We start from the raw sequence: 12,973 nt of genomic DNA, 5'->3' as shown, positions 1-12,973 counted from the left end.
CAAAGGTCTCGGTTGACTTGGCTGTGGAACTTCGCCGTCAATTCTGTTTGAACGGACAGAAATGCTGGACGCTGTCAGCTTCACGCTGTTATGAATTCTGGACACCCGAAACGGCGACTACTGAAAAGCCATCACCTAAGAACAGGGATTCCAATGGAGAAATCGAACATCAGCAGACGGTCAGTCCTTCAAGTTGGCGGAGCAGCGTCGCTCGCCGCGGCCATCGGGCTGGCAGCCGGCCAACCGGCGTCGGCGTCCGCCCTTCTGGGCTCCAAGCCCAAGGCGACGGAAATCCTGGACCTGGGTCCCGCCGTCGTACAGTTCTCCCTGATGAGCGGCCTGCTGGTTGGCGATGTTCTGTACATCGGTTCCCGCAACCTGGAGCCGGTCCGGATCATTGCCTTCCACGTCCCTACGGGCAAGGTCATCGGCCAAACCGAACTCAGCAACGGCCACTCCATCCAGACGTTGGCCGCCGATCCTTCAGGCCGGTACCTTTACGCGGGTGTCCTCCAGAAAGCCGCCGGCACGCTGCCGAACCTGTTCCGTTGGGACCTCAACAGTCTCGGCACCAAGGCTACGGCGATCGGCTACATCGGAGACCGGGATGTCCGGGACATCAGCGTTGCACCCAATGGCCGGCTTTATGCAGTTGGCGGCGGAAGCAGCACCGCACCAGCGCTGTGGGAATACAACCCCGCCACCGGCCAGGTAGCGAGTCTTGGCATCCCGGACGCGGGAGCAACCTTGGCCCGCGCCGTGGCCGCGACGGACGCCACGGTGTTCTTCGGTGCGGGCAGCACGCTCAACGGCGGAAGTGGCGCCAGCCGGGCCTGCCTCTACGCCTACGACACAGCATCCAGGAAGTTCACCAACGTGACTCCGTCCGAGATCCTGCCAGATCCCAGCATCCGCGACCTCGCAGTGGTGGGGGACAAGCTTGTGGTCAGCTCCGCGGGATCGTTGGAGAACGCCAAGATGGCCGCTCTCAGTCTGGCCAACCACTCGTCGTACGCACTTGCGGTCTCGGAAGGCAAGGTGGCCAAGAGTTTCGCGGTGATGGGGGACAACGTCTATTTCGCCAACGAGACCGGACTACTCGCCTACTCGCTGGCATCGAACACGATCGCTGCCGTGCCGTTTGAGGGCCCCTCGCTCGGGGAAGTCTGGGGTGTCGATTCCAGGGATGGGAAGTTGCTGGTCACCTCCGGTTATGGCTTCATCGCCGAGATCGACCCCGTTGCCGGGACATCGAAGACCACTGACCTGGGTGAGGCCGGTGCGCCGTCGGATCCTCAAACGGTGATGGGAATTGCTGCTGGCGCGGGCTACGTCTACGTGGGTGGCAATGGCGTCATCGCCCGGCGTTCGCTGAAGGATGGCCACGTCACGAACATGAGGGCCCCCGGCGAGGCGAAGGACGCGATCGTCGTGGATGGGGCCCTTTATACAGGCCAATACAGCGGCCAGGGCATCTGGAGCTACAACCCACTTGACGGAAACTCGATCACGCAAGTGGCGGAGTTCCCCAAGGAACAGAACCGGCCGCTGGATGTGTGCTGGGACGAGCGCAACAAGCTTGTCCTGGTAGTCACCCAGGCAGACACCGAAGGCGGCGGTTCGCTGTGGACTTACGACCCTCGAACCGGAAAAAAGGGCTTCTTCGTCAACCCCATCGACGACGTCCAGCTGGTTCGCGCTGTTGCAAGCCGCGAGGGCGTAGCCTACTTAGGCGGCGGCCTCCCGGGCATCACCGGGGCAGGGACAGTAGTGGCGTTCGATCCCATTGCGGGCAAGGAGCTGTGGCGGATCGATCCAGGCCAGGGTGCCGGCGTCTCCGCCCTGGCTGTGCAGGGGAAGTATCTCTACGGCATCTCCCGCAAGGGCAGCGTTTTTGTCATAGACCTGCCGAAGCGCAAAGTGGTGCATCAAGCCGATATCAGCTCCGTCTGCTACGGCTTCGCGGCCCTGGTCACCAACCGCGGCGCGGTGTATGGCGTTTCCAACACCCACGTCTTCCGCTTCGACCCGAAGACCTTCGAGCTTGCCACCGTGGTGGCCGACATCGACGGCGCTTGGTACAGCGGCTCGCACATTAACAACGATGAGGACGGCTACCTCTACACCATGCGGGGCCGGAACCTCGTGCGGATCAACGACCACCCCCGGCGGTAGGTGCCCGGCGTTGCGGGGCCTGCTTTGCGCTCTCTGGCGAGTATTTACCGCGCAGAGCGGGCCCCGCAACGCACGTGCATACGGTCACCTATGCTTGTTTGAACATCTGGATTCCGGAGAGGGTGGGCATGCTTAGCGGCGAACGCCACGAGAAGATTCTGCGCGAGCTTGAAATGCGGGGATCCCTGACCGTCAATGGGTTCGCGGAGAAGACCGGGCTGTCCACCATGACCATCCGCCGGGACCTGACGCAGCTTGCTGCCCAAGGGCTGCTGCGCCGGGTCCACGGCGGTGCCGTTCCCGTCCCCTCCGAACGGCAAGGCGACACTGTTCACAGGAGATCTCGCCAGCCGCTCGCGACCCTGGGCCTTATTGTCCCGACCACGGGCTACTACTTTCCGGAGGTCATCCGCGGCGCGGAATCAGCCGCCAGGGGATTGAATGCCCGGCTGATTCTGGGGGTCAGCAACTACTCCGCGGAGGACGAACACCGGCAGCTCCAACGCATGGTGGCCAACTCCGTGGACGGGATACTGTTGGCAACCGCCGGATCCCTTGAACCCGGATCTCCAACGTTCGAGCTGCTGTCCGGGCTGCGAATCCCCGTAGTGCTCGTGGAACGTTCAAGCCGGGTGTTCGAATCCGTGATGTCCGATCACAGCTATGGTGCCGAGCTTGCACTTGAGCACCTCGCATCCCTGGGCCACCGCAGGATAGGGCTTGCCATCGCCACCAGCCCCACAGCGCCGTGGCTCCGTGAAAGCCACGAGCGCATGGTAGCCAAGCTGGGGCTCGAAACCGATGCGCCCATCATGGAATACGTTCGTTCAGTGGTGGGCGCAGGCAACAACCAAAAAGAGTTCGCGAAATTCCTCAGAGACTGCCGTCGCACTGAGACGCACGCGGCCCTGGTGCTCCCGGACGAGGAAGCCATCACGTTGATTAACCTCGCCGAGGAATCGGGGCTTGACGTCCCGGAGGACCTGGCGATCGTGGCCTACGACGACGAGGTCGCGGACCTCGCCCCCGTGCCCCTGACATCTGTCGCCCCTCCGAAGCGGGACGTAGGCCACGCCGCCGTCGCCATGTGCATGGAACGTCTTGCCGGAAAGACCGGCTCTGCGGTTTCGCCGGCCCTCCGCCGCGTGAGCCTGGCCCCGAAACTGATCATCCGGGAGTCCACCGTGCCGGGGGAGGACGTGGAGTAGGGGGAGCAGCTCTGAGAAATGTCAGTGGCGGTCAATAGGTTTGTGTGCATGACTGCTTCGCGTGCCCTGGCTTTACCCGCAGATTACAAAGATCTCTTAGACGCGCTCAAGAAACGCGTGCGCGATGCGCGTCAGACCGCCCGTCGAACCGTCAACACACAGCTGATCGAGTTGTATTGGTCGATCGGGAAGACTGTGTTGGAGCGCCAGCAGGCGGAGCAATGGGGGAGCGGGGTCATGGGACGCCTGGCCGAGGACCTCCGTGCAGAGTTCCCGGAGATGAAGGGCCTATCGCGATCCAACCTTTTCTATATGCGGGGATTCGCAGCCGCCTGGCCGGATTCAATTGTCCAATAAGCCGTTGGACAATTGCCGTGGGGCCACATCACAGTGCTGTTGGACAAACTAGACATGCCGGAGGACCGGGATTTGTACGCTGGCGCCGCAGTTGACCACGGCTGGTCTCGCAACGTCCTGCTGAACATGATCATGAACCGGACGTTGGAAAGGACAGGCGCGGCGCCATCGAACTTTGTCAGACGGCTTGTTGGACAAGATTCCGAACTGGCCCAGCAGATGGCCAAGGACCCCTACAGCTTCGAATTTCTCGGCCTGTCGGGGGAAGTCGCCGAACGGGACCTTGAACTGGCCCTTACCAGCCGAATCACTGAAACCCTCAGGGAACTCGGGCCGGGATTCTCGTTCGTTGGCCGGCAGGTCCACTTCGATGTCGACGGCGACGACTACTACGTCGACATGCTGTTCTTCCACATGGACCAGAACCGGTACGTCGTCGTAGAGCTCAAGACAGGAAAGTTCCAGCCTGAGTACGCCGGCAAGCTGAACTTTTACGTTGCCCTTGTGGATGACATGCTTCGCCGGGAGCATCACAACGAAACGATTGGCATCCTGATCTGCGGCACTAAGAACGACCGCAGCGTCAGGTACAGCCTCGGGCGGTCAACCTCACCCATGGCAGTCGCCGCCTATACATACGACAAGCTCCCAGCCTCCGAACAGCAAGCCCTGCCCAACGAAAGCCACCTGGTCGCTGCCCTCGAATGGGCAGAACCTGACGAGGGACAGACCGAACACACTTAGGCGGTAACGCCAACAATTGAAGTCACCCCCGCCACGGCGTGAACCGCGGCCACCACCCCGGGACATGGCGTCGGTAGTTCAGGTATTGCTCGCCGTAGGTCTCGGTGAGGGTTGGTTCCTCGTAGCCCTTCACAAACGCGACTACCGCGGCGAGGACAATCACCGCATAGATCACCAGCCCCCAACTTCCGAACAGCAGTGCTTGGCCCAGAATGATGCTCAGCACCGCGAGGTACATCGGATTGCGCACAAAGCGGTAGGCGCCCCTCACCACCAGCGTTTCAGTGGGAGCCACAGGAGCGGGCGTTCCGCGGTGCACGGCAAACAACGCGAAAGCGTGTAGGAGGAAGGCCACCCCAGCAGCGATGGCGCTCCACGCAAAGAACAACACAATCCACGCTGAGCCCCAGTCAAACCACCGCCAGCCGGAGATCAGCCCGGGAACGAGTCCTGCCACGATGCCAGGGGCGAGGAACAGGAAGAGAACCGTCCCGATCCACGCACGTGCTGGTGAGCTTGCCTGGGCCATGCGCGCCAGAATAGCCCCACCCGGCTTACCGCGCGACCCTCCCGCCGACTCGGCGTCCGGACTAGCATGGCGCGCATCAAAGAGCCCTGGAAGAACTCACCAAGAGGAGCACACCCTGGGAATTCTCTCCGTTGACCTTTTCATCACCCTCGACGGCGTGTATCAAGCGCCGGTCGGTCCCGACGAGGATACGTCGGGCGGGTTCGAGTTCGGAGGTTGGCAGGCGGCTTACTCGGACGAGGAGAGCGGCGAGGCGATCGTCGCAGGAATCGACCGGATGGACGCGCTGCTGCTGGGCCGCAGGACCTATGACATCTTCGCCGGGTTCTGGCCCAACCAGAGTGACCACATTGCCGACACCTTCAACGCCCTGCCGAAGTTTGTGGTCTCGCGGACCCTGAGAGACCCCGGATGGACAGGGACCACAGCATTGCCGGACGTTACGGACGTGGAAGCTTTGAAGGACAGATTCCAAGACATCCACGTCATCGGCAGCGGCGACCTCGCCAGGTCATTACTCGAAGCAGACCTCGTGGTCCGGCTCAACTTGTACCTCTACCCGCTCACGTTTGGCTCGGGTAAGCGCCTGTTCCCCGACGGAGCCGGCGTGCCCGCGGCCTTCCGCCTGGCGCAGCCACCGCGTGGCTTCGCGAAGGGCGCCGTCGCCCTCGTTTACGAGCGGGCCGGCGCCCCGGTCACAGGCATCGACATCAGCCAGGCCTAACAGCGCACCAAGTACTGCAAGCACAACAGAAGCGTTCGACGGCGGGTGGCAACCCGCCGTCGAACGCTTCTGTTTGGTGGAACTAGCTCAACACAGGCTCGGACAAAGGCGCGCGCTGCACCTTTCCTCGAACCACAATCAATGCGACCAAAGCGATCAGGATGTAAATCATGTTGGCCGGCCCGGCAAGCACCAGGAAGGGGCTCTGCGGGCCGGCGGCTGCCTGGTCAATGCCGCCTGTGGCGAGGAAAAGGGTGGGATCGTACAGTGCGTGAAGGATGATCGGCCAGATCAGGTTGCCAGTGACGCGCAGGGTCAGGTACATGCAGATCCCGAACCCGAAGGTGAAACCGACAGTCACCAGGACTGTGGCGATCGGTTGACCGGAAAGGGCGTTGGCTGCGTGCAGGAGGGCGAAAATCAGCGATGAAAGCACCATGACCACCCACTCGGACTTCCCTGAGTCCCGCAGCATTTTCACTACGATGCCACGCGTCAGCACCTCTTCGGCGAAGCCGATCAACAAGCCAGTGAGGAGGGTGACCACCACCACCGAGGCCTCATAGCTGCCGTAATCGATGCCCAGGAAGCGAAGGACAATAGCGACCACCAAGAAGAACGGCGCTACCCACATCCACCACTTCCCCTTGATGGGCTGCGGCGCGAAGAGCGGCCTGAGCCAGCCTGTGGAGGACAAGAAGGCCAGCAGCACCACACTGCCAACAATCAGCGAGAACGTGATGCCGAAGAACACACTCTGAGGCGTGCGGAAGATGTCCTCCGTGTCTATCTGGTCTCCCGCGACCGCACCGATCAGCAGGCCGGCGCCCAGATAGAAGGCCATGTAGAGCACCACCAAGAGAAGGGACCGCCACCACCCGCCCCGGTTCCAGAATGCTTTCCAGCCGGATGTGAGTGAATCCTGCCCCATGTACGGTCCCCTTTTCATGGAATACGGGATGCGTTTGCCCCCGCTAAAAACCTACTGCATTCAGCTCCTGCGCCGATCGCCAGGCATGCCGGTAATACTGGGCGTGCGCCACCATGGACGCGGCCTCTTCATCGATGATGACCGTGGCGTGGGGATGCTGCTGAACCACCGAGCCAGGCACGGCCGAGGAGACAGGTCCTTCCAACGCTGAGGCAACGGCATGTGCCTTGTTCGCCCCGAAGGCCAGGAGGACCAAGTGCCTAGCACGGAGGATGGTCCCCAGCCCTTGGGTGATGCAATGCGTTGGAACCTCGTCAGGGTTGCCGAAGAATCGGGCGTTGTCCCTGCGGGTTTGCTCCGCCAAGGCCTTGATCCGGGTGGGTGAAGCCAACGAGGAGCCCGGTTCGTTGAAGGCGATGTGTCCGTTAGAACCGATGCCCAAAATCTGGAGGTCGACGCCACCGGCCCCGGCAATCAAGGCTTCGTACTCCGCCCCGGCCCGGCCAATGTGTTCGCCAGTTCCGCGCGGTGTGAAGACCTGATCCGGATTCAATCCCAACGGCTCAACCACTTCGCGGGTGATGACCGAGCGGTAGCTTTCCGGGTGCTGCGGAGGAACCCCGAGGTACTCGTCCAGGGCAAAGCCATGTACGCCGGAAACATCGATCCGATGGTCACGGACGGCCCGCGCCAAAGCTGCGTACGTGGAGAGTGGGGTGGAGCCCGTAGCCAGGCCCAGCACGGTAGCGGGATTCGAACTGATCTGCTGGGCGATGATGGAAGCGGCGAGGGAGCCAGCCTCGGCCTGGTCGCGGACAATGATGATTTCTGCCATGGGTTTCCTAACATTTGGGTGCGTCACTAGCTGCCTACTGTCACGGGGACTCCCGTTTCGAGGCTCCTGTTGGTTGCTTCCACGATGGCCACGATGCTGAGGATTTCGGGCAGCGGCACATTGGGCCTGCCGCTGCGGCACGATTCCACAATGTCCTCAAGGAGGCCCACCAGCATCGGGGGCCCGGCTTCGATCGAGAAGGTGGCCAGACCCTCGGTGGTTTCAATCCGGCCCAGCGTGTGCGGGGTCCATTCGGATTCGCCGCTCATGGTCGCCACCCGGCCGTCGCCCCAGTCGACCGTCACCGAGGTTGGCCTGACAGCCGTTCCTGGCCCCTCGGCGTCGACCATTGCCTTTCCGGTGCGGGTGGCGACAGAACCAAGCGCCGCAACGGCGAGGTCCACCAGGTGCACGCCGTACCAGGCGAAGCCGGGGTGGCCCGGTTGGGTTGGAAGCGGACCGTCAAGCCACACCTGTCGAGCGGTGGCAGAACCAAGAGCCCTCTGGAATTCCGGCGTGAATCGCTTGGGTGACCCGGCCAGTACCAAGGAACCGGAAGCCCGGGCCTGGGCGAGCATTCGTCGTGCCTCAGCGAGAGTCGGGGCGAAGCGCGTGTCCACGTAGATCGGCTTGCCGTATCGCACCACCCGCTCAAAGTAGCGCGGGTGCGTCCGTGCATCCGAGGACACGATCAGTAGGGCGTCGCAAGCCTCGGCCACCGCTTCCGGCGAGTCGCACATGGTGACGCCGAGCCCGCTCACCTCGTCCGCGAAGCTGCCGATACGGTCGCGGCTCAAAGGAAAGTCCGACGACGCCTCCCCCTTCCAAGCGTGCGTCACCGTGCCGCCGGGGACCACGCCGTCGATGCCATTGCCGAAGAGGCGCGTAAAGGAAGGCGCGTGCGGGGAGTCGACCCCGATGAGCCCAAAACGGATCGGCGCGGCAGAGGTCATCCTTTGACCCCGCTGTGCGTGATGCTGGCGACGATGTGCTTTTGCAGGAGGGCGAAGATCACCAGGCACGGGATGAAGCTGACCAGTGTTGCTGCCATAACGTTGGACGTGGAGGCGGTCTCGGTGTTCAACGTTGCCAAGCCCACCGTGAGCGTCCTGGCTGCGTCCGACTGGCCCACCACCAAGGGCCACAGGAGATCATTCCAGTGCCACAGGAAGACGAAGATTGCCAGAGTCGCCAGCACGGGACGGATCAGCGGCAGGACGATCTGCCAGAACGTCCGCCATTCGCCGGCACCGTCGATGCGGGCGGCATCGAAGAGTTCCTCGGGCATATCCCGTACGAACTGCCGGATGAGGAAGATCGCCTGGGCGTTGGCCAGCGTGGGCAGGATCAGCCCCCAGAGGGTGTTCACCCCGCCCATTTTGGAGATGAGGATGAACGTGGGGATCAGGGTGGCTTGGACGGGCACCATCATGGTGGCGATGATGGCCCACAGCAGCGCGTTCCGTCCCGGGAACCTCTTGCGGGCCAACGCGTAGGCGGCCATGGATGCCGTGAGCAACACAACCACCACGGACACAGCCGAGTACAGGAACGAGTTCCAGAGCCAGAGAGGAAACTCGCCCACATTAAAGATGCGGACAATGTTGTCCAACGTCAGCGACGACGGCAGCGCATACGGCAACGTGGGCGCGTCGGCGGGGGAGAGCGCCAGCACTGCAACGGCAATGAGCGGTGCAACGGTGAAGAGCGAGATTACTGCCAACACCCATGTCAGGGTGCGCTGGCGGCGCTTCTCGGTATTCCGCCGGGGACTATGCCCGGCGGGGCCTTGGACGGGACGTCCGGCGGGGTGACGCCCACCAGCTGGAGTGGAAAGGGTGGCGGTCACTTGGAGTCCTTACCTTCGAAGAAGCGCTGCTGGATGAGCGAGAGGATGAGCACAATGACGAACAGCACCACGCCGATGGCCGATGCGTAGCCGAAGTCGAAGAACTTGAAGCCTTCATCGAACAGGAAGTAGATGAGGCTGTGGCTGGCCCGGGCGGGTCCGCCTCCGGTCATCACGTAGATGGTGTCGAAGACCTGGAACCCCACGATCGTCTCGATGACCAGGACGAAGAACACCACGGGCTTCAGGAGCGGCAGCGTCACGTACCAAAATGATTTCCACGCGCCGGCCCCGTCAATGCGGGCGGCTTCGTGGACTTCAGCGGGCTGGGCTTTGAGGCCGGCCAGGAAGATCAGCATGGAGTAGCCGAAGCCTTTCCACACTGACACCACGGCCAGGGACAAGAGGACCAGCAGTTGAGGGCCTGAGGTGAAGGGAACGGGCCCCATGCCTAAGCCGCCCAGTGCGGCATTGAGCGGACCGTCGGTGGAGAAGATCCAGGTCCAGATGATGCCGGCCATCACGAACGAGCTGAGGTACGGAATGAAGAGCAACGCCCGGAAGGTGCCGGTGAACCGGACCAGTTTGTCCAGGAGGACGGCCCCGGCCAGTGACACGGCGATGATGAACGGAACAAAGATCGCCACGTACAGGAATGTCACGCGCAGGCTTTGCCAGAAGTTGGGGTCCTCGGCCAGGCGCACGTAATTATCTGCGCCCAGGAACTCGAAATCACCGTTGAGGCTGTACTCGGTCAGGCTCATGGCTCCGGCCCCAAAGATGGGGAGGAATTTGAAGAGGCCAAAAATGATCAGCGTGGGAAGCACGAACAGGATGCCGGCTAGCGCCTCGCGGCTGCGGGCTTTCTTGGCCCCGAAAGGCTTGAGCTGTGGGGCCGTCAACTCGGGATGTCGGCCGGCCAGCGTGTTTCTGGTTCGGGTGTTTATGGACATGGGGTGACCAATCGGTGGTGGGGCCGGGCTTAGGATGCCGAGCGCTGCAGGATGCCGCGGGCTTCCGTGGCTGCACGGTCAAGGGCTTCTTTGGCGGTGACATCACCGCGGAGGGCGGCCTGGATGTTGGGAGCCAGGGCGCCCATGACCTGGCGTGCAACAGGTGACGATTCTCCGGGGTTGGCGGTCTTCAAAGCTTCTGCCATGGCCAGGGAGTCCGCGTCCGTGCCCAATGCCGCGGCGTCCGTCCGGGTGGGGAGGTTTCCCGCGGCGGCATTGAGGGCCTTCTGGGACTCGGCCGAGCTCAAGTAGCTCATCACCTTGTAGGCGGCTTCCCGGTTTTCCTTCTTGTTGATGGAGGTCAGTGCCAGCAAACCGGGGTTGCCGTAGGTCGCCTGGACCTTGCCCTGCAACGGAGCGCCCAGTGCAACGTTTTCGGCCCCGAGCGCGGCGCGCATCTGCTTCAATTCCGGCAATGACGTGGTGGCCCGCATCGCGGCCTTGCCGGTGGCGATCGGAGCACCTTCAACCTTGGGTCCATCGGTGGCCGCATCCGCGGGAAGCCCGCCGAGCTTCTTCAAGTCGATCAGTAACTGGAGTGCCGAAACACCGGCCTCGGAATCGAAAGCGATGTCCTTGGCGTCATCGGTGAAAACCGTTCCGCCGGCCTGCCACAGCAGCGGATAGAAGGACAGGTTGAGCGTCTGCTCGGGGCTTCCGGCGTAGTCCATCACGGCGACGCCCTTCTTCGCCAGAACCGGCGCCGCGCTGCGCAGGTCATCCCAGGTCTTGGGCAGCGGTACTCCTGCGTCCGCGAAGATCTTGGTGTTGTAAGCGGTGGTGTTGATGTTCTGGAACAGCGGAACGCCAAATACTTCGTCGTCGAACGTCGCGGCCTCCAGCGTGCCGGGGTAGAAGCTGTCCTTGTCCTGCTCAACAGCCTTATCTACTGGCAGCAGGCCGCGGACGTTACGGTACGTGGCTGCTTGGTCAGGCGTAATAAGTACGACGTCGGGTCCCGAGCCGGCGGCAAGCGCCGCCGAGATCTGGGCGTCCCGCTTGTCGAACGTCTGGAGCTCGATGGTCAGGTCGATTCCGGGGTTGGCCGTCTCGAAGCTTGCCTCAGTGTCCTGCCAGAACTTCTTGCTGGCGGTCTCGTCCTTGATGACGGGGTACATCCAGAGCGTCACCTTGCCGGTGGCCTGGCCGCCGTCGGACGTTGACGAACCGGCTGAACCGCAAGCGGTGAGCGTCAAAGCCGCGGTAACGACGACGGCTGTGGCCAAAGTGGCGGTGCGCATTTTTAGAGTAAACATGGTGACTACTTTCGGGTGAGGGTGGCTTCGTGGATCGCGTCGAGGGCGAGCTTGTGGCGGCTGGCTGCTACGGGGGCGGTAAGGAGGGGATCGCCGCATTCCCGCATCCAGTCGAAGAGGGTTGCGGAGAGATCCCTGAGGATTTCCGACTGCTCCGGCTGGCCTGCGATGTTGTCCAGTTCTTCTGGATCCACGGTGAGGTCGTAGAGTTCCAGCGCCGGGCTGGTGCCGATGGTTGGCCCGCCAAGGTCTGCCGGTAGGCTGCGGTGAATCCAGGATTGGGTGGGATCCATGGCGCGTGGTGCGTTGGAGAAGTTGACGATCAGCTTGTGCGTGGATGTCCGCACTGATCGTTTGGGGTCGTAATACGTGTGGTAACTCAACTGGCTGAAGCAGTGGCTTCGCGGAGCCTCGCCTGCTTCGACGGCCGGACGCAGGCTGGCCCCGGCGAGGCCTTCCGGGAAGGGCAGTCCGGCCAGCTCCAGCAAGGTGGGCAGGACGTCCACGTGGCTGACAATGTCCGTCACGCGTCTCCCGGACCATGCCGCGTTGCCGGGGTGGCGAAGCATCAGCGCAACGCCCAGTCCGGCGTCGTACAAGGTGCATTTGGCGCGGGGCAGCGCAAGGCCGTGATCGGTGGTGAACAGCACCAGTGTCTGGTCTCGGAGGCCCAAGGAATCGAGTTCCGCGAGAATGCTGCCCACGCCTTCGTCCATGTGCTTCACGGCGCCCTGTAGTTCGGCGATTTCCTCGCGGGCGCCATCGTTGTCCACCAGGTGGGCAGGGACTGTATGCCCCCGCGAGACGTCCGGGTTCACGCCGTCGGCCAGGAACCCCATGACGCCTGGGCGGTCCCGTTCGGACGGCACCCGGTGCGGTTCCGTGAAGCCCACTTGAAGGTAGAAGGGACGGTCGCTGCCGGACATCCGACGCAGTGCGTCAGTGGCGCGATGAACGACGACGTCCCGCGCACCTCCCGTACGGGCACGGTCGAAGCCAAGCCTGCCGGCCACAACATCGTCGGCCAGAACCCGGGATTCATGGTGCACGCCAACCAGCTCGGTCTGATAGCCGGCCGACTTCAACCTGTAGGCGATGTGCTGGGAGGGTTCCTTCAGGTCCCAGCCGAACGGCTCGTGGGTGAGGCCCAGGACGCCGTTGCTCTGCGGATACGTCCCGGTGAACAGTGAGGCGCGGGCAGGGCTGCAGTGCGGGGCCGTTGCGAAGGCCTGTTCGAAGAGGGTGGATTCGTCTGCCAGGGCGTCCAGGTTGGGTGTGGAGACGGTCTCCACGCCATACGTGCCCAGGAAGCGGCCCAGATCGTGGCAATGGATCAGGAGAATGTTGCGCAT

11 protein-coding genes and 1 pseudogene are annotated in these 12,973 nt (G+C 62.9%); 4 read left to right on the top strand and 8 right to left on the bottom strand.

The genetic code is table 11. From position 1 onward, the window contains the following. Window positions 1-153: 153 nt before the first annotated feature. The 3 genes and pseudogenes from A477_RS0116570 (at window position 154) to A477_RS22425 (ending at window position 4,484) form a co-directional block, all read left to right on the top strand. Window positions 154-2,175 (top strand): outer membrane protein assembly factor BamB family protein, encoded by a 2,022-nt coding sequence (locus A477_RS0116570; RefSeq protein WP_017200054.1) that lies wholly within the window; start codon window positions 154-156, stop codon window positions 2,173-2,175. A gap of 98 nt (window positions 2,176-2,273) precedes the next feature. Further along, the gene (locus A477_RS0116565; protein WP_026005707.1) at window positions 2,274-3,383 is read left to right on the top strand and encodes a substrate-binding domain-containing protein; all 1,110 of its coding nucleotides are present in this window, start codon (window positions 2,274-2,276) and stop codon (window positions 3,381-3,383) included. A gap of 48 nt (window positions 3,384-3,431) precedes the next feature. Next, a pseudogene (locus A477_RS22425) lies at window positions 3,432-4,484 on the top strand (PDDEXK nuclease domain-containing protein). A gap of 22 nt (window positions 4,485-4,506) precedes the next feature. On the opposite strand, the gene A477_RS0116555 reads toward A477_RS22425, so the two are convergent. Then, window positions 4,507-5,013 (bottom strand): methyltransferase family protein, encoded by a 507-nt coding sequence (locus A477_RS0116555; RefSeq protein ID WP_017200052.1) that lies wholly within the window; start codon window positions 5,011-5,013, stop codon window positions 4,507-4,509. 115 nt (window positions 5,014-5,128) lie between these two features. On the opposite strand from A477_RS0116555, the gene A477_RS0116550 reads away from it, so the two are divergent. Further along, the gene (locus tag A477_RS0116550) at window positions 5,129-5,737 is read left to right on the top strand and encodes a dihydrofolate reductase family protein (protein WP_026005706.1); all 609 of its coding nucleotides are present in this window, start codon (window positions 5,129-5,131) and stop codon (window positions 5,735-5,737) included. Between the two features lie 82 nt (window positions 5,738-5,819). On the opposite strand, the gene A477_RS0116545 is transcribed toward A477_RS0116550, so the two are convergent. The 7 genes from A477_RS0116545 to A477_RS0116515 are packed head-to-tail and all read right to left on the bottom strand — an operon-like array spanning window position 5,820 to window position 12,973. After that, window positions 5,820-6,668: a CPBP family intramembrane glutamic endopeptidase gene (locus tag A477_RS0116545; protein ID WP_014922882.1), complete on the bottom strand. Its 849-nt coding sequence runs from the start codon at window positions 6,666-6,668 to the stop codon at window positions 5,820-5,822. 43 nt (window positions 6,669-6,711) lie between these two features. Further along, window positions 6,712-7,503 carry a glucosamine-6-phosphate deaminase gene (gene nagB / locus A477_RS0116540; RefSeq protein WP_017200050.1) on the bottom strand — a complete coding sequence of 264 codons (792 nt, stop codon included), beginning with the start codon at window positions 7,501-7,503 and terminating at the stop codon, window positions 6,712-6,714. 26 nt (window positions 7,504-7,529) lie between these two features. Next, on the bottom strand, window positions 7,530-8,456 hold the full coding sequence (locus A477_RS0116535; protein ID WP_014922880.1) for a Gfo/Idh/MocA family protein: 927 nt from the start codon (window positions 8,454-8,456) through the stop codon (window positions 7,530-7,532). After that, window positions 8,453-9,352 carry a carbohydrate ABC transporter permease gene (locus A477_RS0116530; RefSeq protein WP_017200049.1) on the bottom strand — a complete coding sequence of 300 codons (900 nt, stop codon included), beginning with the start codon at window positions 9,350-9,352 and terminating at the stop codon, window positions 8,453-8,455. The genes A477_RS0116535 and A477_RS0116530 overlap by 4 nt, the downstream gene beginning before the upstream one ends. After that, window positions 9,349-10,305 (bottom strand): carbohydrate ABC transporter permease, encoded by a 957-nt coding sequence (locus A477_RS0116525; RefSeq protein WP_017200048.1) that lies wholly within the window; start codon window positions 10,303-10,305, stop codon window positions 9,349-9,351. Before A477_RS0116525 ends, A477_RS0116530 begins: the two co-directional genes overlap by 4 nt. A gap of 29 nt (window positions 10,306-10,334) precedes the next feature. Next, window positions 10,335-11,621 carry a sugar ABC transporter substrate-binding protein gene (locus tag A477_RS0116520; protein ID WP_026005704.1) on the bottom strand — a complete coding sequence of 429 codons (1,287 nt, stop codon included), beginning with the start codon at window positions 11,619-11,621 and terminating at the stop codon, window positions 10,335-10,337. A 5-nt stretch (window positions 11,622-11,626) separates the two neighbouring features. After that, window positions 11,627-12,973 (bottom strand): sulfatase family protein, encoded by a 1,347-nt coding sequence (locus A477_RS0116515; RefSeq protein ID WP_017200046.1) that lies wholly within the window; start codon window positions 12,971-12,973, stop codon window positions 11,627-11,629.

Origin of the sequence: Arthrobacter sp. M2012083 (assembly GCF_000281065.1) — a bacterium.
Taxonomy (GTDB): domain Bacteria; phylum Actinomycetota; class Actinomycetes; order Actinomycetales; family Micrococcaceae; genus Arthrobacter.
This window is presented reverse-complemented; position numbering and strand designations above follow the sequence as displayed.

Coding starts and splice junctions, on each gene's coding strand:
- A477_RS0116570 (WP_017200054.1), top strand. CDS start 154: ATGGAGAAATCGAACATCAGCAGACGGTCAGTCCTTCAAGTTGGCGGA.
- A477_RS0116555 (WP_017200052.1), bottom strand. CDS start 5,013: ATGGCCCAGGCAAGCTCACCAGCACGTGCGTGGATCGGGACGGTTCTC.
- A477_RS0116545 (WP_014922882.1), bottom strand. CDS start 6,668: ATGGGGCAGGATTCACTCACATCCGGCTGGAAAGCATTCTGGAACCGG.
- nagB (WP_017200050.1), bottom strand. CDS start 7,503: ATGGCAGAAATCATCATTGTCCGCGACCAGGCCGAGGCTGGCTCCCTC.
- A477_RS0116535 (WP_014922880.1), bottom strand. CDS start 8,456: ATGACCTCTGCCGCGCCGATCCGTTTTGGGCTCATCGGGGTCGACTCC.
- A477_RS0116525 (WP_017200048.1), bottom strand. CDS start 10,305: ATGTCCATAAACACCCGAACCAGAAACACGCTGGCCGGCCGACATCCC.
- A477_RS0116520 (WP_026005704.1), bottom strand. CDS start 11,621: ATGTTTACTCTAAAAATGCGCACCGCCACTTTGGCCACAGCCGTCGTC.
- A477_RS0116515 (WP_017200046.1), bottom strand. CDS start 12,973: ATGCGCAACATTCTCCTGATCCATTGCCACGATCTGGGCCGCTTCCTG.